Here is a 23167-nt window from a genome sequence, read left to right as displayed (position 1 = left end):
TCCCGCGCTTAGCCAACGACCAGATTGAGGAGTTTACCCGGTACATAAATCACTTTACGCACGGTAACGCCATCAAGATATTTTGCTACCAGATGTTCCTGGCCAGCACGTTCGCGAACCTGTTCTTCCGTTGCGTCCACCGGAACAGTGATTTTGGCACGGACTTTACCGTTAACCTGCACCACCACCAGCGTGGAGTCTTCCACCATCGCTTTTTCGTCAGCAACCGGCCACGGCGCGTTGTCGATATCGCCTTCGCCTTTCAGTTCCTGCCACAGCGTGAAGCAGATGTGCGGGGTGAACGGGTTAAGCATACGGACTACCGCCAGCAGCGCTTCCTGCATCAGGGCGCGATCCTGCTCGCCATCGGTCGGTGCTTTCGCCAGTTTGTTCATCAGCTCCATAATTGCCGCAATCGCGGTGTTGAAGGTCTGACGACGGCCGATATCATCGGTCACTTTAGCGATAGTTTTATGAACATCGCGACGCAGTGCTTTCTGATCTTCAGTCAACGCGTCGACATTCAGTGCTGCAACATCACCTTTTGCAGTGTGCTCGTAAACCAGTTTCCAGACACGTTTCAGGAAGCGGTTAGCCCCTTCCACGCCAGACTCCTGCCATTCGAGAGTCATATCCGCCGGAGAAGCAAACATCATAAACAGACGAACGGTGTCCGCGCCGTAACGTTCAACCATCACCTGTGGGTCGATACCGTTGTTCTTCGACTTGGACATTTTGCTCATGCCGGTATAAACCAGTTCATGGCCTGCCGCGTCTTTCGCTTTCACGATACGGCCTTTCTCGTCACGTTCAACGATAGCATCAACTGGGGAAACCCAGTTACGCTCGCCGTTTTCGCCAACATAGTAGAAGGCATCCGCCAGCACCATACCCTGACACAGCAACTGTTTTGCTGGTTCGTCAGAGTTCACCATGCCTGCATCACGCATCAGTTTGTGGAAGAAGCGGAAGTAGAGCAGGTGCATAATGGCGTGTTCGATACCACCAATGTAGATATCCACCGGCAGCCAGTAGTTGGCCGCTTCGGAATCCAGCATACCTTCTTTGTACTCAGGGCAAGTGTAGCGCGCATAGTACCAGGAGGACTCCATAAAGGTGTCGAAAGTATCGGTTTCACGCAGCGCTGGCATACCGTTAACGGTGGTTTTTGCCCACTCAGGATCAGCTTTTATCGGGCTGGTAATGCCGTCCATCACCACATCTTCCGGCAGGATCACCGGCAGCTGGTCGTCCGGGGTCGGCATAACAGTACCGTCTTCCAGTGTTACCATCGGAATCGGCGCGCCCCAGTAACGTTGACGGGAAACACCCCAGTCGCGCAGGCGATAGTTCACTTTACGCTCGCCAACACCCATCGCAGTCAGTTTATCGGCAATGGCGTTGAAGGCTGCTTCATGATCAAGGCCGTTGAACTCGCCAGAGTTGAACAGCACGCCTTTTTCGGTCAGGGCTTGCTGCGAAAGATCTGGCTCAGAGCCGTCAGCTGCCAGGATAACCGGTTTGATGTTCAGGCCGTATTTAGAGGCAAACTCGTAGTCGCGCTGGTCGTGACCCGGAACCGCCATGACTGCGCCGGTGCCGTATTCCATCAATACGAAGTTTGCTGCCCAAACCGGAATTTCTTCGCCCGTTAATGGGTGAACCGCTTTAAAGCCAGTATCGACGCCTTTTTTCTCCATCGTCGCCATTTCAGCTTCGGCAACTTTGGTGTTACGGCATTCGTCAATAAAGGCGGCCAGTTCAGGATTATTTTCCGCCGCTTTCTGTGCCAGCGGATGACCTGCCGCTACCGCCAGGTAGGTACAACCCATAAAGGTGTCCGGGCGGGTAGTGTAAACAGTCAGCGTGTTGTCATAGTCGTTAACGTTGAAGGTGATTTCCACGCCTTCAGAACGACCGATCCAGTTACGCTGCATGGTTTTAACGGTGTCTGGCCAGTGATCCAGTTTATCCAGATCGTTGAGCAGCTCGTCAGCGTAAGCGGTGATTTTGATAAACCACTGCGGGATCTCTTTACGCTCAACTTTGGTATCGCAGCGCCAGCAGCAGCCGTCGATAACCTGTTCGTTCGCCAGTACGGTCTGGTCGTTCGGGCACCAGTTGACCGCAGAAGTCTTCTTATATACCAGGCCTTTTTTATACAGCTCGGTGAAGAATTTCTGTTCCCAACGGTAGTATTCCGGTGTACAGGTTGCCAGCTCGCGGCTCCAGTCATAACCAAAGCCCAGCATTTTGAGCTGGTTTTTCATGTACGCGATGTTGTCGTACGTCCACGGTGCTGGCGCGGTGTTATTTTTCACCGCTGCGCCTTCCGCAGGCAGACCAAACGCGTCCCAGCCGATCGGCTGCAGAACGTTTTTGCCCAGCATGCGCTGGTAACGGGCGATCACGTCACCGATGGTGTAGTTACGTACGTGGCCCATGTGTAGTCGACCAGAAGGATAGGGAAGCATAGACAGGCAGTAATACTTCTCTTTGCTCTCGTCTTCTGTTACTTCAAATGTGCGCTTCTCATCCCAATGAAGCTGTACTTTGGATTCTATCTCTTCCGGGCGGTATTGCTCTTGCATGGCAGCCAGTGGTCCTGTTTTCATTACGGCTACAAAAGTAGCGTTAGAGGTGGTTTTTCAGATCCGCATAGCATAGCCCAAACGTCCGCGTCAAAACAGCCTTTCGCGCACTCGACGTTGAAATGATGCCCGGATTATTCATACATTAATTTACAGAGTTTGTGGGCGTAATAGCAAAGCAAGGAACAAAGAACGTCTATTATTATAGTCAGTTAACGACCCGGGAGATGAAACGATGAACAAGGTTGCTCAATATTACCGTGAACTGGTCGCGTCACTGAGCGAACGCCTGCGTAATGGCGAACGTGATATCGACGCACTGGTGGAACAGGCGCGCGAGCGCGTAATAAAAACAGGGGAGTTAACGCGAACCGAGGTTGATGAGCTGACGCGAGCTATCAGACGTGACCTGGAAGAGTTCGCCATGAGCTATGAAGAGAGCCTGAAAGAAGAATCTGACAGCGTCTTTATGCGGGTGATTAAAGAAAGCCTCTGGCAGGAACTGGCGGACATTACCGATAAAACGCAACTTGAGTGGCGCGAAGTTTTCCAGGATCTCAATCATCACGGGGTTTATCACAGCGGGGAAGTCGTAGGTCTGGGGAATCTGGTCTGCGAGAAATGTCACTTCCATCTCCCAATCTACACACCGGAAGTGCTGACGCTATGCCCGAAATGTGGTCATGATCAGTTCCAGAGACGCCCGTTCGAGCCTTAATGGTCCGATTTCAAACAGCAATAAAGAGAATATGGGCCGAATAAAATTCCCCGGCCCTTGTTTTTATCTCTACAGTAAATCTTCAATCTCACGGATTTTTTGACTGACATCCCTGGTACCGGATGACTGAACTTTACGATACAGATCGAGAGCCTGTCGGAGATCGACAGGTCTTCCTTCTCCGTAATGATACATAATGGCAAGGTTATACCAGGCAGTGGCATTATCGCATTCAGCGGCTTTCGTAAACCATTCAAAGGCGGCCTGATAATCCTTCTCAACGCCTTGACCGTGTTTATACATATAGCCGATGTTAACGTAAGCGCCGACGCTTTCCTGAGCGGCAGCCTTCAGATACCAGTACATTGCTTGCTTATAGTCCTGGTCAACCCCTTCGCCAGAGTTATAATCCCACGCAATTTGAAATTGAGCGTGCCGATTACCTTGCTGTGCGCTTTTCAAATACCAGAATGCGGCAAGAGCTTTGTTTTGGGCAACACCTTTACCGTCTTCATAAAGATCGGCCAGATTGTCTTGTGCGTAACTATGGCCTTGCAATGCAGCTTGTTTGTACCAGAAAAATGCCAGCGCATAGTCTTGTGCGACTCCTTTGCCATTTCTGTACATCCACCCAAGATTATTTTGCGCATAAGACATTCCGCTCTCCGCGGCTATCTGATACCAGACAACCGCTTCTTTATAGTTGGGGTCTTCTCCACGATCCAGTATCCAGCCAAGGGAGTTGGAAGCGAAAGTATGGCCTTGTAGGGCAGCTTTTTTCAGCCAAAAGATGGCTTGCCCATTATCTTTATGACGGCTTTTATCCTCGGTATACTTTTGCCCTAAGGAATATTGTGCTTCACAATGACCTTGCTCAGCGGCCAGCTTCAGCCAGTAAAAGGCCTTTTCGTCGTCCGGAGAGTCAATTGCGCTATCGCGATTATAATAAAACCCAACAATATATTGAGCCTCGCAATCGCCTTTTTCAGCACGTTCGATAATCTCATCTATTGATAAATTATCGCAGCAACTTGACGTAAAAATCATTATCATTTCCTTATGGTTGTAGATAAAACATATTATATTTTTATGTATTCCATTTTTGCGTAAGCCTTATTTTATGCGTATTATGTTGCGTCAGAAAAGTATAAATAACTGAGTCTCGCAATGTAGTTTACATTCATTAAATGAATGTTTAAGGATAAATTATATGGACATGGAGTCGCAAAAAATATTGTTTGCACTTTCCACTCCGATGGAAATACGCAATGAATGCTGTTTACCTTCGCATTCATCCCCCAAAATGTATTTAGGTACATGCTTTTTTGACCTTTCTTCCTCATGGGGAATTGATGACCGTGATGACCTGCTGCGTACAATTCACCGAATGATCGATAACGGTCATGCTGCGCGGTTGGCTGGTTTTTATCACCGCTGGTTTCGTTATTCTCCATGTGAATGGCGTGACTATCTTGCTGAACTAAATGAGCAAGGTCAGGCTTATGCGCAATTTGTCGCCAGCACCGCCGAATGCTGTGGTGAGGGAGGAATTAAAGCCTGGGATTATGTCCGGATGGGTTTTTTAAGCCGAATGGGCGTACTTAATAACTGGTTGAGCGAAGAAGAAAGTCTATGGATCCAGTCGCGCATTCATCTACGGGCGCTACGTTATTATAGTAACTGGCAGCAGTATTTTGCCGGTTATACCTTTGGTCGGCAATATTGGCAGTCTCCCGAAGATGATAATCTTCAGTTATTACGTGAATTTTTAGCGCGTAAAGAATACGACGATTCCGGCAATGATATGTTTTATCAATTATTTGCCAGTGATGATGCGTATTACCCTACCTTGTCCTGGCAACCATTGGCTTACTATTCTGCATGCCCGGAAACGCTTAAGGATATGAGCGATCTATGAAAAATTGCTGGAAGATTCTCGAAATAGAGGAAACGACTGACGTCGATATTATCCGCTGCGCTTATCTGGCGCTGTTACCGTCCTTTCATCCAGAAACCGATCCGCAGGGTTTTAAACAACTTCGTCAGGCGTATGAGGACGCGCTACGGATTGCGCAGTCGCCTGCTAAATCTGTTTGGCAACCAGAAGAACATGAAGTTGCAGAACATGAAATTCTGCTCGCCTTTCGTGCGTTACTCGCCTCTGATAGCGAACGTTTTCTGCCCTCTGCCTGGCAGCGATTCATTCAGCAATTAAATTATTGCTCGATGGAAGATATTGATGAATTACGCTGGTCGCTGTGCACAATAGCCATGAACACTGCCCATTTATCCTTCGAGTGCGTGGTGTTATTAGCAGAAAGATTGCGGTGGTTGCAGGAGGAAAACGTCGGGGAAATAGACGAAGAAGAACTGGAATCCTTTTTATATGCCATTGCGAAGGGGAATGTTTTTAACTTCCAGACCATTCTGCATCTGCCCGTTGCCGTACAAAATGACACCATTGATTTTTACCAAATGTTCGCTCGGATTTGGTCATCGCATCCAGAATGGCTGACATTGTATTTAGCGCAACATCGCGCGGTAATTATCCCCGATGATGCAAATTTGCACATAAATTTACTCCGCTGGTATAGCACAAGCCGTCTGGATATCCCCGAACTTCTGGATTACGCCCGGTCGTGGCGGGAAGCTGAACCTGATAATGAAGATGCGCGTTATTATGAATACGCGCAACGCGTCTATTGTGGAGAAGGCGAAAGCCTGCTGGCAGAACTTTGTGACTACTGGCGCGAGTATCCCTCCACCCAGGCGGATGCTTTAATGTTGCAATGGTGCCGTCAGCATCGGGTCGATTATTACCCGTTAGTCGTGATGATGATTGAAGCACGTGAACTGGTTAACGATCAGGGGAAACCGTTACTTTATGTTCCTGGCGACAGTGCGCGTACGCGCTTTCAATTATACGAAATACTCAGCGATGAGAAACTCTCTGCGCTGGGGCGTTCTCTGGTTGAGATGGTTTTGCACAAAGGGCGTAAGCCGCGAATCTCACTCACGCGTGATACAGAACATCCCTTATGGCCATTATATTTAGTTGCTAAACAATTAGTTCAGGCTAGCCAACCGACAGAAGAATCATTAATGCCGATCGTCAGCCGCCTTGATGCAGAAGATCGTTGTCCACTGGAAGCATTAATGATTCGTCGATTATTAATTCAGGCGGCAAATTTTACCGAGAAGCAAACCGTCGAGCCGGAGCCGCAACCGCAGCCAATGCCCGTTGACGATGGTGGGCCGGGCTGTCTGGGCATCATTAAAATTATTTTCTATATTTTTATCTTTGCCGGTTTGATAGGGAAAATACTTCATCTGTTCGGGTGAAAGTCGACGTTAATGTGCGGGAAGCTCTGCAAGTAATCTTTCCGCATTTTTATAATGTTGCTCTGCCGCCAGTTCTAACCATTTGCGAGCTTCATAATTGTTGGTGCTAATGCCCGTGCCGTTTCTGTAGATCAAACCCAACGTGTATTGTGCATGAACATGCCCTTGTTCAGCTGCTTCCTTATACCAGAGAATTGCTTTACGGGTATCGGGTTTGACCCCCAGACCTTTGAGGTAGATCCACCCCAGTTTACTTTGCGCGCGTGGATTTTTCTGTTCCGCTGATTGCTCATACCAGTATCTCGCCTGTGTATAATCCAGTGGTTTACCGTCGCTACCATGAAGATAAAATTCTCCAAGGCGATATTGCGACGTTGAGTGACCATGAATCGCGGAAAGCTCCGTGGCTGCCGTGGTGAATGGAAGACTGCCCGGTGAGCTTAAATAATCAAAGGCATAATTCGCCATGGCTTTATCACGCAACGTCGTTTTCTTGGGTTGGCTAATACAGGTTATTGCTGCAACTATAAATATTGCGAATATATACATTAATTTTTTATTCATGTGTGAATGCTTCGATTTTCTTTTTATTTTGAAAGCATCAAGTTTATACTCATCAATAATAAAAAAGTAGTCAGTTAATGCACTTAAGGGATTATTAACAAATGAATAAGGAAGAACAATATCTTCTTTTTGCGCTTTCTACGCCCATGGAAATACTTAATCAGGGTTGCAAGCCCGCGCATGACTCGCCAAAAATGTATACCGGGATAAAAGAATTCGATCTCTCATCATCCTGGGGAATAAATAATCGTGATGATTTAATTCAGACTATTTATCAGATGACCGATGATGGTCATGCCAATGATTTAGCTGGCTTATATCTGACATGGCATCGCTCTTCCCCTGAAGAGTGGAAAGCATTAATTGCTGGCGGCTCGGAGAGAGGGTTGATTTATACCCAATTCGTTGCCCAAACCGCTAAGTGTTGTGGGGAAGGGGGAATCAAAGCCTGGGATTATGTGCGGATGGGTTTTTTATCACGGGTTGGTGTGCTCAACAAGTGGCTGACGGAAGACGAGAGTTTATGGCTGCAATCGCGCGTCTATATACGAGCACACCATTACTATCACAGCTGGATGCACTATTTTTCCGCCTATTCGTTAGGGCGTCTCTACTGGCAATCTTCTCAGTGCGAAGACAACGCTTCGCTACGCGAGGCGCTAACCCTGTACAAATACGATAGCGCCGGGAGTCGGATGTTCGAAGAGCTGGCAGCGGGAAGCGACCGTTTCTATGCCACGCTTCCCTGGCAGCCATTAACTGTCCAGCCTGAATGCCCGGTAACGCTTAAGGATGTGAGCGACCTATGAAAACATGTTGGCAAATCCTCGAAATTGAAAGCACGACGCAAATAGACATTATCCGCCAGGCTTATCTTGCTCGCTTACCGTTGTGTCATCCCGAAACCGATCCGCAGGGGTTTAAAGCATTACGCCAGGCCTATGAAGAGGCGCTGCGACTGGCGGTAAATCCTGTCGAGGAAGCAGATGATGAAGAAAAAGATGCCGCCGCTGAACATGAAATACTACGTGCATTCAGGGCATTACTGGATTCTGAAAGTGATCGTTTTCAGCCCTCCGCCTGGCAGAAATTTATTCAGCAATTAAATACCTGGAACATGGAGGATGTCGATCAATTACGCTGGCCGCTGTGTGCAGTCGCTATAGAAGCGCGATATCTTTCATTAAATTGTGCTTCTTTGCTGGCAGAGCGTTTGAACTGGCATTCGTTTAATGACAGCGAAGGAATGGATGAGGAAGAAAGGGAGGCTTTTCTTGAGGCCATTCAGGCTGGTGATTGTTTCGATTTCCTTAGCCTTCTGGAATATCCCGTCGCGTTGCAGAACCAGACTGTTGAGTATTACTTCGCGCTGGAACGCTGCTGCCGTTACCATCCTGACTATGTCACTGCGTTTATGGCAATGGAAGGTCCGTGGTTCATTCCTGATGATGTCAAGTTACATCGCAAACTGTTGCGCTGGTACAGCTCGGTGAAAACAGGTATGGCGGAACTTATTCCTGTTGCCCTACAGTGGCAAACGGAAGAACCAGAAAGTGAAGATGCCCGATATTACCAGTGTGCGCAACGGTTGTACTGCGGCGAGGGGGAAAGCATGCTTGCCGATCTCTGTGGTTACTGGGAAAGTTATCCATCTACACAAGCCGATAATTTGTTGTTGCAGTGGAGCAAGCGTCATTGCCCGGATTATTTCGCGTTATTAGTGATGGTTATCGAAGCGCGAAGCATGATAGATGCGCAAGGTCAACCGTTGAAATATGTTCCTGGTGAGAGCGCCCGGACGCGGCTGTTATGGGCGGAAATTTTACATAGCGGAAAATTATCGCCGTTAGGTCAATCGTTTATTGAGTCGTTATTCTTCAAGCGCAAAGCATGGGCATGGTGGAAATCGAGAGTCGGTAGCGAGACAGAACAAGATTCACCGTTACTGGATTTGTATCGGGTAGCGGAACAGGTTGTGCTGGAAGCGTTTCCGAAACAAGAGATGCTGGCCCGCCTGAATGCGCGACTGGAACGAGGAGAAGCACATCCGTTAGAAGCCATTATTACTCACATGCTGTTGACGAAAGTGAAGCTCGAGCCGGTGGAAGAAGATATCGACGAGCCAGCACCTGAAGAACACGAAGAGAAGAATAATGAGAGTGAAAAACCACAGAGCATTGCCAGCATTATCAAAATCAGCTTAACGGTGCTGGTGATAGGTTACGCGCTCGGTAAAATCGCGATGTTGTTCAGTTAGATATGAGGCTAACGCATCTTATCCTTCAACGTCGGATGCGATGCTAACGCATCTTATCCGACCTACTAGTAGGCCGGATAAGGCGTTTACGCCGCATCCGGCAGCCGTGTTTATGGGATCTCAATGGCTAAATAATCGCTCGCTCGTCGCCGAACTTCATCGACGCGGGCCATATCGTTTGACTGCAGCGCTGCATCAAAATCGGTGATCACCCGGCCAATCTCTTCTCGCTCGTCACCCAGCGCCCGCGCCCATAACTCTTCCAGTTTGGCCTTAAAGGTACGGTTGATAAGCATATCGCGCGGATAAATTTTTAATGCGGATAACCTTGCCCGACTCTCTTCAATTTGCTGGGTACTTAACGTTACCGGGCTGTGGTTAATGACTCTGGACTTAACGCTGCCGTCTTCCAGAAGTACGTCAACTTCAAGCAATCCGTTGATATCATAACTAAAGCGAATATCGATAGACTGATAACCCCCGGTTTTCTTCAACGGCACATCGAAGGATTCCACCAGAATGTTATTTTTAACTTTGTGGTTTTCTCCCTGATAGACGTTAACCGTAATTGAATCCTGTTCCGGGTGCATGGTCGAGTAAGTTTCTACACGCGACACCGGTACAGTGGTGTTTCGTTCAATAATCGGTGAGAAAATGCCGGAAACGCCCTGGCGGTTAACTTCAACACCTAAGGAGTAGGGGCAAATATCGGTGAGGATCACTTCTTCAATGTCTTCGCTGCGTAAGCGGCAGGCGGCCTGGATCGCTGCGCCCAGCGCGACAATAGTACTCGGGTCGTAACTTTGATACGGTAATTTGCCAAACAGACGCACGGCGATTCGCTGCACCAGCGGCATTTGTGATGCGCCGCCAACCAGCACCAGACTGTCGATTTGACTTGGCTTCAGACGTGCATCGCGCAACGCCTGTTCAATCGGCACTCGCAAGCGATTGAGCAGCGGCAACCACAAATCTTCCAGTTCGTTCTCGTAAAATTCGCACTCACGCGTTTCTTCCTGATACTGCCAGCTAATTTGCAGCGGTAATTGATTGCTGCATTTTGCCGCTTCCACGCTGGTGTACAGGGCTGCCAGCTCACTTTCGTTGAGCATGTTTTTAGCCACTGCGGCGCGTTTTAAAACTTCATCCACCAGCATATGAGTAAAATCTTCGCCGCCAAGAAAGTTGTCGCCAGCGGAGGCGTGAACTTCAATCACCGGCGTGGCGTATTCGAGCACCGTGACGTCAAACGTGCCGCCACCGAGATCAAAAACCAGCGAGCGGGTATTTTGTTGAGTATGCAGGCCATAAGCCATCGCAGCTGCTGTGGGTTCATTAATTAAGCGTACCGCATTTAACCCGGCTAGCTCCGCTGCTAAACGGGTATGCTTGCGTTGTTCATCACTGAAATAAGCCGGAACAGAGATCACCACATTTTTAATAGAACGTTGCAGAAATTCTTCGGCATCTTCTTTTAATGAACGTAAGACCAAAGAGGACAGTTCTGGTGCGTTAAATGTGTCGCTGCCTAACCGCCAGTTGGTATTACTGCCCATTGAACGTTTAAATAATGCGGCGGTTTTATCCGGATGCGAAGTGCGCCGTGATACAGCCGGTTTTCCGACTAAAATATGATTATTTTCATCCATACTAATGATGGATGGTGTTAAATATTCACCGAACTTATTTGGAATTAATTGCGCGGCACCGTCTTTCCAGACGGCAATTAAACTATTGGTAGTGCCGAGATCGATACCAATGGCGAGTTCTGCATTATCCATTGCATTTATATCTTGAAAGAAAAAGAGATAAACAGATTAAGACCACCCTGTGAAAGCGTGGTGATCTTAATCAATGTGGTGTGTTAAGCGTAAAATTTCAGACGCTCAGCCAGTAAATCAACAAAGCCATGACGATCAATATCGACCATTACAGTGGCATTCGGTTTATTGCCTGTCAGATAATAATAATCAACAACCGTCATGCCCTGAGTATATTTCCCCTGTGTTTCCACGCCAACCCAGCGCTCAACAGTGGTAAACAACTCTGGTTTCAACAGCCAGGCGATGGTGCATGGGTCATGCAGCGGTGCGCCGACAAAGCCCCATTTTTCGTCTTTATGATATTCGAGGAAGAAATCCAGCAGTTCGGCAACAATGGTTGAAACAGGGTTGCCAATCGCGCGGAAACGCTCGGTGTCTTCAACGTGGATTTGCGCTTTATGAGTAACATCCAGACCGGCCATCACCACCGGGATCCCTGACTGGAAAACAATTTCTGCCGCTTCCGGGTCAACATAAATATTAAACTCGGCGGCTGGCGTCCAGTTACCAAGCCCCATTGCGCCGCCCATAATCACGATACGGGCGATTTTGCTATGCAGTTCCGGATGGCTATTGAGCAGCAAGGCAACGTTAGTTTGCGGCCCGGTAGAAACAATCGTGACAGGTTCCGCACTTTCACGCAGCGTTTTCGCCATCAGCTCCACCGCCGTGCAGTTTTGCGGTGCGAACGTTGGTTCCGGTAATGCCGGGCCGTCGAGACCGCTTTCGCCGTGCACATTGTCCGCGATAATCAAATCACGCATTAATGGTTTTACCGCGCCGCCTGCTACCGGAATATCGGTGCGATTAAGCAAGGTCAGCATACGCAGAACATTGCGTAAGGTTTTTTCTGGTGTCTGGTTTCCGGCGGAAGACGTAATTGCTTTGACATCAAGCTCTGGTGAGGCGAGGGCAAGAACTATTGCGATAGCGTCGTCATGACCTGGGTCGCAATCTAACAGAATTGGCAGTGCCATTGTTGCTCCTTGTTGTGTGCTTCTTTGCGACAAGGGTACCGCCAGGATGTAACAGATACGAGGAGCGAAACGATAAAGCGTGAGATGGCGCGCACTTGGGTATGCGCGCCAGAGTGATTAATGCAGGATTTTCGCGAGAAAGTCTTTTGCGCGGTCCGATTTCGGATCATCGAAGAAAGCGTCTTTCGGCGAGTCTTCGACAATTTTACCCTCGTCCATAAAGATCACCCGATTCGCCACTTTACGGGCAAAGCCCATTTCGTGGGTCACCACCATCATGGTCATTCCTTCGTTCGCCAGTTCCACCATCACGTCCAGCACTTCGTTAATCATCTCCGGATCCAGCGCCGATGTCGGTTCGTCGAACAGCATCGCGATAGGATCCATGCACAATGCGCGAGCGATCGCCACACGCTGCTGCTGACCGCCGGAAAGCTGCGCCGGAAACTTATTGGCATGTGCGGAAAGTCCCACGCGCTCCAGTAATTTCAGGGCTTTTTCACGAGCGGGCGCTTTATCGCGTTTAAGCACTTTTACCTGCGCCAGGGTCAGGTTTTCAATAATCGACAAATGAGGGAACAGCTCGAAATGCTGGAACACCATCCCGACGCGGGAACGCAGCTTTGCCAGATCGGTTTTCTTATCATTAACCACGATGCCATCGACGGTGATTTCACCTTGCTGCACCGGTTCGAGGCCGTTGACGGTTTTAATCAGTGTTGATTTGCCGGAGCCTGACGGGCCACAAACCACCACTACTTCACCTTTTTTCACTTCGGTTGAGCAGTCGGTCAGCACCTGAAAGTGACCATACCATTTTGAAACATTTTTCAGGGTAATCATTATGCTGTCCTTCTTTTCAAGTAGCTGACCAACAACGATGCGCTAAGGCTAATAACGAAATAAACAAACCCGGCAAACAGAATCATTTCGACCTGTGTACCATCACGCTCACCAATGGTTGAGGCGGTACGGAAGAAATCGGCCAGAGATAACACATACACCAGCGAGGTATCCTGGAACAGTACGATGCCCTGAGTGAGCAGCAGCGGCACCATCGCGCGGAACGCCTGCGGCAGAATAATCAGTTTCATCGACTGCCAGTGAGTCATCCCCAACGCCAGCGCGGCGCTCGACTGCCCACGGGAAATACTTTGAATACCGGCACGGATAATCTCTGAATAGTAGGCCGCTTCAAACATCGAAAACGCCACCATCGCCGAAATTAAACGGATATCATTTTTTGGCGATAATCCCAGCACGTTTTGCAGAAAACCCGGCACAATCAGGTAAAACCATAGCAAAACCATGACTAACGGGATCGAACGGAACACGTTAACGTAGGCTTTGGCAAACCAGGCAATCGGCGCAAAGCTGGACAAGCGCATCACTGCCAGCATCGTACCCCACAAAATACCAATGACCACCGCCGTGATGGTGATTTTCAGGGTGATCACCAGCCCGTCGAGCAGATATGGCAGGGAAGGAACAATGGAACTCCAGTCAAACTCGTACATTATTTGCCCCCCATGTTGCCGGGCAGGCGAACTTTACGTTCAACCAGCGTCATCACCAGCATGATAAAAGCGTTAATCAACACATACGCCAACGTAATGGCGGTAAATGACTCCCAGGCGTGGGCCGAGTAATCGAGCAATTTACCGGCCTGCGCCGCCATATCCACCAGACCGATGGTCGAGGCGATGGCGGAGTTTTTCACCAGGTTCATCATCTCAGAGGTCATTGGCGGGACGATAACGCGATAAGCGTTAGGCAACAGTACGTAGCGGTAAGCCTGCGGTAGCGTCAGACCCATCGCCAGCGCGGCATTTTTTTGCCCACGCGGCAGCGACTGAATCGCGGCGCGTACTTGTTCGCAAACACGAGCTGCAGTAAACAGTCCCAGACAGAGCATGGAGGAGAGGAAAAACTGAATATTGGGGTCTAGTTCTGCCTTAAACCACATGCCGATTTTTTCCGGCAACAGTTCAGGGATAACCAGATACCAGGTAAAGAATTGCACAATCAACGGCACGTTGCGGAACAGTTCGACATACAACGTACCCAGACCGGAGAGAAAACGGTTTGGAACGGTACGTAAAATGCCGAAAAATGAACCGACGAGGAAAGCGATAATCCAGGCGCAGATCGACAAAGCAATCGTCACCTGAAAACCACTCCAGATCCAACCAAGATAGGTGGTGTTGCCGAACGGGGCTTGTTGTAAAAAAATACCCCAGTTCCAGTCTATAGACATAAATCTACTCCAGAAAAAAGAGGGTAGCAGCGTTAACTGCTACCCTCGAAGATTGTTACCCAGCGTATTGCGGTTTTCAGGCCCGATGGGGAACGACCATCAGGCGTATAGTCTGTCCGTGCTACGTAACAATCGAGAGGGCTGGAATTTCCGCCCCTGGTTCTTGTAATTAGTTCAGTGCCTTGTCATTCGGTTCTTTGAACAGTGCTTTCATTTCGTCCGACAGTTCGAAATTCATGTTCAGGTTTTTCGGCGGAATTGGATTTTTGAACCACTTATCAAACCATTTTTCCGCTTCACCGGAGGTCTGCACCTGAGCGATAGTGTCATCCATCAGCTTTTTGAACTGCGGATCGTCTTTACGCAACATGCAACCGTAGGCTTCCTGAGACTGCGGCTTGCCGACGATTTCCCAGTTGTCTGGTTTCTTCGCTTTCGCTCGCTCACCGGCTAACAGAGCGTCATCCATCATAAAGGCAACGGCACGACCGCTTTCCAGGGTGCGGAAAGAGTCACCGTGATCTTTGGCGCTGATGATGCGCATATTCATTTTTTGCTCTTCATTCAGTTTGTTGAGCAAAACTTCAGAGGTAGTGCCGGAAGTAACGACTACGGCTTTGCCTTTCAGGTCGGCAAAATCTTTGATATCGCCGCCCTTTTTGGTCAGCAGGCGCGTACCGACCACGAAAATAGTGTCAGAGAAAGCCGCCTGTTTCTGGCGTTCGACGTTGTTGGTGGTTGAACCACATTCAAAATCGAAAGTGCCGTTTTGCAGCAGAGGAATACGGTTTTGTGAGGTGATCGGAATCAGTTTCACCTGCAAGTCCGGTTTGTTGAGTTTCTTTTTCACTGCTTCAACAATGGCGTTGGAGTAATCCTGCGAGTAACCCACCACTTTTTGCTGATTGTCGTAATAAGAGAAAGGTACTGAAGATTCACGGTGACCGACGACAATCACACCGTTTTTGGCGATTTTGTCCAGCGTACTGCCTGCTGCCGGGGCGGCGTCATCTGCCTGTGCCAGTCCTGCGGAAAGCGCCAGGGCCAGGATTGCTGTGGCAGGTTTACGTAATTGCATATCCAACTCCTTTATCTTCTGCGTTAAGAACGCATGGATACCCGTTGTGAGTGTTTGTGTTGTTATCATCTGCAACTTTATTGTGCAGTGTTGTGTTTGTTAGGTAACATTTAGTTTGGCTAAATGTAAAGATATTGATGTTTTATTGTTTGTTTTTGCGAGATGCGCCGCACCATTCCGAAGCAAAATTCTTAAAATGCACTCTTTTGGTGCTACCGGTGGATTGCTGTGGTGCAACCGGGTTGTACTGACGCGGGTTCAAGCTTTGCCTTGTATAACAAAGCAATAGATGTGCCAAAGTTGGATAGGGGAATTTTGTCATCCGGATAACGCACTGATACCACATCCGGCGAGCGTGCCGAAATACGGGATGTATTCCGGCACGATAAGAAGGGATTATTTACGTCGTTGACGCAGACTCATCAACACAGCGGCAAAACCAAACAGTGCCGTCAGCACCCACAGCGGCCAGTTGCCGGTACGTGCGTACGGTGTGAGTCCGGTGGTCGGCGTCACATTAGTGGTTAACACTTCGCGGGTGAATTGCGGGATCATCGCCTGAATCTCACCCTGCGGGCCAATCACCGCCGTAATGCCGTTGTTGGTGCTACGCAGCAGCGGGCGCGCCAGCTCCAGCGCACGCATTCGCGCCATCTGAAAGTGCTGCCATGGGCCAATAGACTTACCAAACCACGCATCGTTGGAGATAGTCAGCAGATAGTCGGTATCCGGGCGGAAGTTATCGCGCACTTGCTCGCCGAGAATGATCTCGTAGCAAATAGCCGCAGTAAGCTCAATACCATTTACCGACAGCGGTGGTTGGATATATGGTCCACGGCTGAACGACGACATCGGCAGATCAAAGAACGGTGCTAACGGACGCAGAATCGACTCCAGCGGGACAAACTCGCCAAACGGCACCAAATGGTTTTTGTTATAGCGATCGGTCGATTCATAGCTGTACGGTGCACCTTTACCCAGCGTGATGATGGTGTTGTAGGTATCGTAGCGGTTCTGCTTATTGAGACGCGCGTCGACAATCCCGGTTACCAGCGAGCTACCTTTATCGCGCAACTCACCGTCCAGAGCTTTGAGGAACGGTTGCTGATTAATTTCCAGATCGGTTATCGCCGACTCCGGCCAGATAATCAGCGATGATTTGCCCATCAGCGGTGCCGTTGCGTTGTAGTAAATCTTCAGCGTATTGAGAAGCTGGCCTTCATCCCACTTCAGCGATTGCGGAATGTCGCCCTGAACCATCGAAACCTGAATGGTTTTCTCCGGTTGCGGGGTAAACCACTGGATGTAACGTAGCGGGAAGGGAAGGGCAAACAGCACGACGGCCACCACCAGCGGACGCCAGTTGCGTTTGACCAACGCCAGTGCCAGCAGGCCGCTTACCATCATCAGCAGGAAGTTAATGGCTTCCACGCCCATTATCGGTGCCAGTCCTTTTAACGGACCGTCAATCTGGCTATAGCCGAACTGCAACCACGGGAAGCCAGTCAGCACCCAACCGCGCAGAAACTCGGTCACTTGCCAGAGAGCAGGGGCGGCAATCGCCACGCGCAGCCAGGTGGTTTTCGGCCACAGACGCGACAGTACGCCAGCAAACAGTCCGGTATACAGCGACAAATACGCCGCCAGCAGCACCACCAGGAAGATGTTAACCGGGCCAGGCATTCCGCCAAAGGTCGCGATGCTGACATAGACCCAGTTAATACCGCTGCCAAACAGGCCAAATCCCCAGCAAAAGCCAATAGCGGCAGACTGGAGTGGACGGCGGTTAAAGGTCAGCGCCTGAAGCCCCATCAGCGAAATAATCGCCGCAGGCCAGACATCGTAAGGAGAGAAGGCCAGCGTTCCGCAGGCACCGAATAATAACGCCAGCAGCAGGCGAATGCGCTGGCGTTCAATTAATGAGGCAAAAGCCATGTAGTTATCTATCCAGTTTCGGTTTTATTCATCCAGCTTTGGCTGGGGTGAGTCATCCGGGATTTTGACATGAACCTGAATAATACGCCGACTGTCGGCCATCGCCACTTTGAACTGGTAACCGTCGATGTCGATGGTTTCGCCACGTGCCGGAAGATGCCCAAACGCTTGCATCACCAGACCACCGATAGTGTCGACCTCTTCATCGCTAAAGTGGGTGCCGAAGGCTTCGTTGAAATCTTCGATGGAAGCCAGTGCGCGCACGGTCCAGGTATGACGACTCAGCTGACGGAAGTCGATATCATCTTCTTCGTCATACTCGTCTTCAATCTCACCAACAATCAGTTCCAGGATATCTTCAATGGTCACCAGACCGGAAACCCCACCGAATTCGTCAATGACGATCGCCATGTGGTAACGCTGAGAGCGAAACTCTTTCAGCATCCGGTCTACGCGCTTACTTTCAGGAACGACAACCGCCTGACGTAACACTTTGTCCATGCTGAAGGCTTCTGCATCGCTGCGCATAAACGGCAGCAAGTCTTTCGCCATCAGAATCCCTTCAATGTGATCTTTGTCTTCGCTAATCACCGGGAAACGTGAGTGGGCGGACTCGATGATGACATCAAGGCATTCGTCCAGCGTCTGGTTGCGTTTCAGGGTAATCATCTGGGAGCGGGGGATCATGATGTCGCGAACGCGTTGGTCTGCGATGTCCATCACCCCTTCGAGCATATCGCGCGTATCTTCGTCGATAAGGTCGTTCTGCCCGGAATCACGGATCAGCGCCAGCAGTTCGTCACGGTTTTTCGGTTCACCGTGGAAAAGTTGGCTGAGTAACAGGGAGAAAAATCCCTTCTTGTTGCTTATCGTGTCACTACTGTGTGAATTGTCGTCGCTCATGGCGTCGTATGGGTTCTCATGTTAGTTAATCAAAACGCCGTCGTTAATCACCAACGGCGGGGACGTCTGCCAGTCAAATGCCTGGCAAATTATTCTTTCTCGGCAATGTACGGATCCTCATAGCCCAGAGCAAGCATAATCTCTGTTTCGAGGGCTTCCATTTCTTCTGCTTCGTCGTCTTCGATGTGATCGTAACCTAACAAATGCAGACTGCCGTGCACCACCATATGCGCCCAGTGCGCTTCCAGTGGTTTGCCTTGCTCCTGTGCTTCTTTCTCAACCACCTGACGGCAGATAACCAGATCGCCCAGCAGCGACATCTCCATGCCAGGCGGTACTTCAAACGGGAAGGAGAGCACGTTGGTCGGCTTATCCTTACCGCGATAGGTCAGATTGAGACTGTGGCTTTCGGCGGTATCGACCACGCGAATAGTCACTTCCGATTCTTCCTGAAACTGCGGGATCACCGCATTCAGCCATGTCTGAAACTGGCTCTCTTCCGGTAACCCGGAATTATCTTCACATGCCAGTTGTAAATCGAGGATCACCTGACTCATTTTTGTTCCTGTTCTTCGCGCTTGCGTTCTGCTGCCAGCGCCGCTTTTCGTTTTTGTTCGGCTTCTTCCCAGGCTTCATAAGCGTTAACGATACGCGCTACCACCGGGTGACGAACCACGTCTTCGCTGTGGAAGAAGTTAAAGCTGATCTCTTCGACATCGGCTAACACTTCGATAGCGTGACGTAAACCTGATTTAGTATTACGCGGTAAGTCGATCTGCGTGACATCGCCGGTAATAACCGCTTTTGAGTTAAAACCGATACGAGTCAGGAACATCTTCATCTGTTCGATGGTGGTGTTCTGGCTCTCATCAAGAATGATAAACGCGTCGTTCAGCGTACGGCCACGCATATAGGCCAGTGGCGCGACTTCAATAACGTTGCGCTCAATCAGCTTCTCGACTTTCTCAAAGCCCAACATTTCAAACAGCGCGTCATACAGCGGGCGCAGATACGGGTCCACTTTCTGGCTTAAATCGCCAGGCAGGAAGCCCAGTTTCTCACCGGCTTCTACCGCCGGACGAGTCAGCAGAATACGGCGAATTTCCTGACGCTCCAGGGCATCAACTGCCGCAGCCACTGCCAGGTAGGTTTTACCCGTACCCGCCGGGCCAACGCCGAAGGTAATGTCATGGTCGAGAATATTGGCGATGTACTGCGCCTGGTTTGGCGTGCGCGGTTTAATTACACCGCGTTTGGTCTTGATATTGACCGCTTTGCCATACTCCGGCACGCTCTCCGCACTTTGTTCCAGCACGCGCGCTTCTTTAATCGCAAGGTGGATCTGTTCCGGCTCGATATCCTGAATCTGACCGCGCATCGGGGCAGTATCGACATACAGGCTACGCAGAATGTCTGCCGCAGCGGTGACGCAAATCGGACGGCCGGTCAGTTTAAAATGATTATCGCGGCGATTGATTTCGATGCCGAGACGGCGTTCGAGTTGTTTGATGTTGTCATCAAACGGGCCGCACAGGCTCAACAGACGTGCGTTGTCTGCTGGCTCCAGAGTGATTTCGCGAGTGTCTATGTTCAAACCGTTCCTCTTATCTGTATGCCGCCGGAAGCTGAACATTCACCGGCCTATAAGGAAATTATTCACGCCACAGGAAAAAGGCGCAAGCATTGCGATAAAGATGGGGATAAAGAGAGAAAAAACAAGGCCCACCGGAACGGCGGGCCTGAGAATTACGGCTGATAATAACCCACGCCAAGGTCATTTTCTTTGCGGGTACGGGCAATCACCGATTCCGGTGTTTCTGCCACGCGCAGACCCATTTCATCTTCAGTACGCACCACTTTACCGCGCAGAGAGTTCGGGTAGACGTCGGTAATTTCTACATCGACGAATTTACCGATCATATCCGGCGTGCCTTCGAAGTTAACCACGCGGTTATTTTCAGTACGACCGGAAAGCTCCATGATGCTCTTACGCGATGTACCTTCTACCAGAATACGCTGGGTGGTGCCGAGCATACGGCGGCTCCATGCCATCGCTTGCTGATTAATGCGCTCTTGCAGAATATACAGACGCTGCTTCTTCTCTTCTTCCGGAACATCATCAACCATATCGGCGGCAGGCGTTCCTGGACGAGCGGAGAAGATAAAGCTGTAGCTCATGTCGAAATTGACGTCGGCAATCAGCTTCATCGTTTTTTCGAAGTCTTCGGTGGTTTCGCCCGGGAAGCCAACGATGAAGTCAGAACTGATCTGAATATCAGGACGCGCCGTACGCAATTTACGGATGATCGCTTTGTACTCCAGCGCCGTGTGGGTACGTCCCATCAGGTTTAGAATGCGATCGGAACCGCTCTGAACCGGCAGATGCAGGAAGCTCACCAGCTCCGGCGTGTCGCGGTACACTTCGATGATATCGTCGGTGAATTCGATCGGATGGCTGGTGGTAAAGCGAATACGATCGATCCCGTCGATCGCCGCAACCAGACGCAGCAGATCGGCAAACGATCCGGTGGTGCCGTCGTAGTTCTCACCACGCCAGGCGTTCACGTTCTGACCGAGCAGGTTGACTTCACGCACGCCCTGAGCCGCAAGCTGGGCAATCTCAAACAGAATATCGTCGGAAGGACGGCTTACCTCTTCACCACGGGTGTAAGGCACCACACAGTAGGTGCAATATTTATTGCAGCCTTCCATGATGGAGACAAACGCGGTTGGTCCTTCGGCACGCGGTTCCGGCAGACGGTCAAACTTCTCGATTTCCGGGAAGCTGATATCTACAACCGGGCTGCGGTCGCCGCGTACGGAGTTGATCATCTCCGGCAGACGGTGCAGCGTTTGCGGCCCAAAAATAATATCAACATAGTGGGCGCGCTGGCGAATGTGCTCGCCTTCTTGCGATGCCACGCAGCCGCCGACGCCGATAATCAGGTCTGGATTCTTCTCTTTTAACAGTTTCCAGCGACCCAACTGATGGAAGACTTTTTCCTGAGCCTTCTCGCGGATTGAGCAGGTGTTCAGCAGCAGCACATCCGCTTCTTCCGCCACGTCGGTCAGTTGATAGCCGTGGGTGGCATCCAGCAGATCGGCCATCTTCGATGAATCGTACTCGTTCATCTGACAGCCCCAGGTTTTAATATGGAGTTTTTTGGTCATCGACTTGCTCTTGCGAAATAGTAGCCAGGAATGCAGGGCGCATAGTGTAATGCTTTGCTGCCGTTGTGACCAGTATGAGCGTTATCAGCCCTTGGGGGTAAAAATCCTGTAAACTTAAAGCATATTGCTAACAGGATGATTGACCATGACAAATCAACCAACGGAAATTGCCATTGTCGGCGGAGGAATGGTCGGCGGTGCACTGGCGCTGGGACTGGCTCAGCACGGATTTTCGGTAACGGTTATCGAACATGCCCAACCTGCACCGTTTGTCGCTGACAGCCAGCCTGACGTGCGGATCTCGGCGATTAGTGCGGCTTCGGTATCATTGCTTAAAGGTTTAGGCGTCTGGGACGCGGTACAGGCCATGCGTTGCCATCCTTATCGCAGACTGGAAACGTGGGAGTGGGAAACGGCGCATGTGGTGTTTGATGCAGCCGAATTGAAGCTGCCGTTGCTTGGCTATATGGTGGAAAACACTATCCTGCAACAGGCGCTGTGGCAGGCGCTGGAAGCGCATCCGAAAGTAACGTTACGTGTGCCAACCTCACTGATTGCTCTGCATCGCCATAATGATCTTCAGGAACTGGAACTGAAGGGGGGCGAAGTGATCCAGGCGAAGCTGGTGATTGGCGCTGACGGTGCAAATTCGCAGGTGCGGCAGATGGCGGGAATTGGCGTTCATGCCTGGCAGTATGCACAGTCGTGTATGTTGATTAGCGTACAGTGTGAGAACGATCCCGGCGACAGCACCTGGCAGCAATTTACCCCGGATGGACCTCGTGCGTTTCTGCCGCTGTTTGATAACTGGGCATCGCTGGTGTGGTATGACTCTCCGGCGCGTATTCGCCAGTTGCAGAATATGAATATGGCGCAGCTCCAGGCGGAAATCGCGAAGCATTTCCCGTCACGTCTGGGTTATGTAACGCCGCTTGCTGCTGGTGCGTTTCCGCTTACGCGCCGCCATGCGTTGCAGTATGTGCAGCCAGGGCTTGCGCTGGTGGGCGATGCGGCGCACACCATTCATCCGCTGGCGGGGCAGGGGGTGAATCTTGGTTATCGTGATGTCGATGCCCTGATTGACGTTCTGGTCAACGCTCGCAGCTATGGCGAAGCGTGGGCCAGTTATCCGATCCTCAAGCGTTACCAGATGCGGCGCATGGCGGATAACTTCATTATGCAAAGCGGTATGGACCTGTTTTATGCTGGATTCAGCAATAATCTGCCGCCACTGCGTTTTGTGCGTAATCTCGGGTTAATGGCGGCGGAGCGTGCTGGCGTATTGAAACGGCAGGCGCTGAAATATGCGTTAGGGTTGTAGCCTTACAACATTGCCGGATGCATGCCAACTGTAGGTCGGATAAGACGCATCAGCGTCGCATCCGACTTTGAAGAATAAGACGTGTCAACATCGCATTCGACATTGAATATACGCAGAAAAGCAAAAAGCTCGCCGAAGCGAGCTTTTTTAATGTGGCTGGGGTACGAGGATTCGAACCTCGGAATGCCGGAATCAGAATCCGGTGCCTTACCGCTTGGCGATACCCCAAC

General features: G+C 50.2%; 20 protein-coding genes and 1 tRNA gene. 6 read left to right on the top strand and 15 right to left on the bottom strand.

Annotated elements, in window-relative coordinates; genetic code table 11:
- Positions 1-8: 8 nt before the first annotated feature.
- On the bottom strand, positions 9-2591 hold the full coding sequence (gene leuS / locus FQ015_RS21200; RefSeq protein WP_001157890.1) for a leucine--tRNA ligase: 2583 nt from the start codon (positions 2589-2591) through the stop codon (positions 9-11).
- A 235-nt stretch (positions 2592-2826) separates the two neighbouring features.
- Here leuS and FQ015_RS21195 point away from each other — a divergent pair, with 235 nt between their 5' ends.
- Complete coding sequence (locus FQ015_RS21195) at positions 2827-3309, top strand: zinc ribbon-containing protein (protein WP_001044873.1); 483 nt, start codon at positions 2827-2829, stop codon at positions 3307-3309.
- A 69-nt stretch (positions 3310-3378) separates the two neighbouring features.
- On the opposite strand, the gene ybeQ is transcribed toward FQ015_RS21195, so the two are convergent.
- The gene (ybeQ, locus tag FQ015_RS21190; RefSeq protein ID WP_039021079.1) at positions 3379-4356 is read right to left on the bottom strand and encodes a Sel1 family TPR-like repeat protein YbeQ; all 978 of its coding nucleotides are present in this window, start codon (positions 4354-4356) and stop codon (positions 3379-3381) included.
- 163 nt (positions 4357-4519) lie between these two features.
- Here ybeQ and FQ015_RS21185 point away from each other — a divergent pair, with 163 nt between their 5' ends.
- Together FQ015_RS21185 and FQ015_RS21180 are read left to right on the top strand one after the other, a co-directional pair.
- Positions 4520-5227 carry a DUF1266 domain-containing protein gene (locus FQ015_RS21185; protein ID WP_032302673.1) on the top strand — a complete coding sequence of 236 codons (708 nt, stop codon included), beginning with the start codon at positions 4520-4522 and terminating at the stop codon, positions 5225-5227.
- A complete protein-coding gene (locus FQ015_RS21180; protein WP_039021080.1) occupies positions 5224-6651 on the top strand; it encodes a J domain-containing protein in 1428 nt (475 codons plus the stop codon). Before FQ015_RS21185 ends, FQ015_RS21180 begins: the two co-directional genes overlap by 4 nt.
- Before the next feature lie 9 nt (positions 6652-6660).
- On the opposite strand, the gene FQ015_RS21175 is transcribed toward FQ015_RS21180, so the two are convergent.
- Positions 6661-7215, bottom strand: a complete 555-nt coding sequence (locus FQ015_RS21175; RefSeq protein WP_039021081.1) for a tetratricopeptide repeat protein — start codon at positions 7213-7215, stop codon at positions 6661-6663.
- Between the two features lie 101 nt (positions 7216-7316).
- Here FQ015_RS21175 and FQ015_RS21170 point away from each other — a divergent pair, with 101 nt between their 5' ends.
- Positions 7317-8024 (top strand): DUF1266 domain-containing protein, encoded by a 708-nt coding sequence (locus tag FQ015_RS21170; protein WP_039021082.1) that lies wholly within the window; start codon positions 7317-7319, stop codon positions 8022-8024.
- A complete protein-coding gene (gene djlC, locus FQ015_RS21165; protein WP_039021083.1) occupies positions 8021-9472 on the top strand; it encodes a co-chaperone DjlC in 1452 nt (483 codons plus the stop codon). Before FQ015_RS21170 ends, djlC begins: the two co-directional genes overlap by 4 nt.
- Positions 9473-9582: 110 nt before the next feature.
- Here the strand turns inward: djlC and hscC are convergent, their stop codons facing one another.
- The 11 genes from hscC to miaB form a co-directional block, all read right to left on the bottom strand.
- A complete protein-coding gene (gene hscC / locus FQ015_RS21160) occupies positions 9583-11253 on the bottom strand; it encodes a molecular chaperone HscC (protein WP_039021084.1) in 1671 nt (556 codons plus the stop codon).
- An 83-nt stretch (positions 11254-11336) separates the two neighbouring features.
- Complete coding sequence (rihA, locus tag FQ015_RS21155) at positions 11337-12272, bottom strand: pyrimidine-specific ribonucleoside hydrolase RihA (RefSeq protein ID WP_039021085.1); 936 nt, start codon at positions 12270-12272, stop codon at positions 11337-11339.
- Positions 12273-12389: 117 nt separating this feature from the next.
- Positions 12390-13115, bottom strand: a complete 726-nt coding sequence (gene gltL, locus FQ015_RS21150; RefSeq protein WP_000631384.1) for a glutamate/aspartate ABC transporter ATP-binding protein GltL — start codon at positions 13113-13115, stop codon at positions 12390-12392.
- Complete coding sequence (gene gltK / locus FQ015_RS21145) at positions 13115-13789, bottom strand: glutamate/aspartate ABC transporter permease GltK (RefSeq protein WP_000272807.1); 675 nt, start codon at positions 13787-13789, stop codon at positions 13115-13117. Before gltK ends, gltL begins: the two co-directional genes overlap by 1 nt.
- Positions 13789-14529, bottom strand: a complete 741-nt coding sequence (gene gltJ, locus FQ015_RS21140) for a glutamate/aspartate ABC transporter permease GltJ (RefSeq protein WP_000020941.1) — start codon at positions 14527-14529, stop codon at positions 13789-13791. The genes gltK and gltJ overlap by 1 nt, the downstream gene beginning before the upstream one ends.
- A 169-nt stretch (positions 14530-14698) precedes the next feature.
- Complete coding sequence (gltI, locus tag FQ015_RS21135; protein ID WP_001177085.1) at positions 14699-15607, bottom strand: glutamate/aspartate ABC transporter substrate-binding protein GltI; 909 nt, start codon at positions 15605-15607, stop codon at positions 14699-14701.
- 396 nt (positions 15608-16003) lie between these two features.
- Positions 16004-17542 carry an apolipoprotein N-acyltransferase gene (lnt, locus tag FQ015_RS21130; RefSeq protein WP_032183626.1) on the bottom strand — a complete coding sequence of 513 codons (1539 nt, stop codon included), beginning with the start codon at positions 17540-17542 and terminating at the stop codon, positions 16004-16006.
- A gap of 24 nt (positions 17543-17566) precedes the next feature.
- A complete protein-coding gene (corC, locus tag FQ015_RS21125) occupies positions 17567-18445 on the bottom strand; it encodes a CNNM family magnesium/cobalt transport protein CorC (protein WP_001278605.1) in 879 nt (292 codons plus the stop codon).
- An 89-nt stretch (positions 18446-18534) separates the two neighbouring features.
- On the bottom strand, positions 18535-19002 hold the full coding sequence (ybeY, locus tag FQ015_RS21120) for an rRNA maturation RNase YbeY (protein WP_000084469.1): 468 nt from the start codon (positions 19000-19002) through the stop codon (positions 18535-18537).
- Positions 18999-20039, bottom strand: coding sequence for a PhoH family protein (locus tag FQ015_RS21115; RefSeq protein WP_001018040.1), 1041 nt, complete (start codon positions 20037-20039; stop codon positions 18999-19001). Before FQ015_RS21115 ends, ybeY begins: the two co-directional genes overlap by 4 nt.
- A 152-nt stretch (positions 20040-20191) precedes the next feature.
- On the bottom strand, positions 20192-21616 hold the full coding sequence (gene miaB / locus FQ015_RS21110) for a tRNA (N6-isopentenyl adenosine(37)-C2)-methylthiotransferase MiaB (protein ID WP_032183627.1): 1425 nt from the start codon (positions 21614-21616) through the stop codon (positions 20192-20194).
- Positions 21617-21761: 145 nt separating this feature from the next.
- Between miaB and ubiF the strand changes: the two genes are divergently transcribed.
- Positions 21762-22937 (top strand): 3-demethoxyubiquinol 3-hydroxylase, encoded by a 1176-nt coding sequence (gene ubiF, locus FQ015_RS21105; RefSeq protein WP_160524469.1) that lies wholly within the window; start codon positions 21762-21764, stop codon positions 22935-22937.
- 153 nt (positions 22938-23090) lie between these two features.
- On the opposite strand, the gene FQ015_RS21100 is transcribed toward ubiF, so the two are convergent.
- Positions 23091-23165, bottom strand: a tRNA-Gln gene (locus FQ015_RS21100).
- Positions 23166-23167 lie beyond the last annotated feature (2 nt).

This window comes from Escherichia sp. HH26CH (genome assembly GCF_009820205.1).
Classification (GTDB): domain Bacteria; phylum Pseudomonadota; class Gammaproteobacteria; order Enterobacterales; family Enterobacteriaceae; genus Escherichia; species Escherichia coli_F.
The sequence above is the reverse complement of the archived record's forward strand: the minus strand, read 5'-3'. Positions and strand labels throughout refer to the sequence as shown.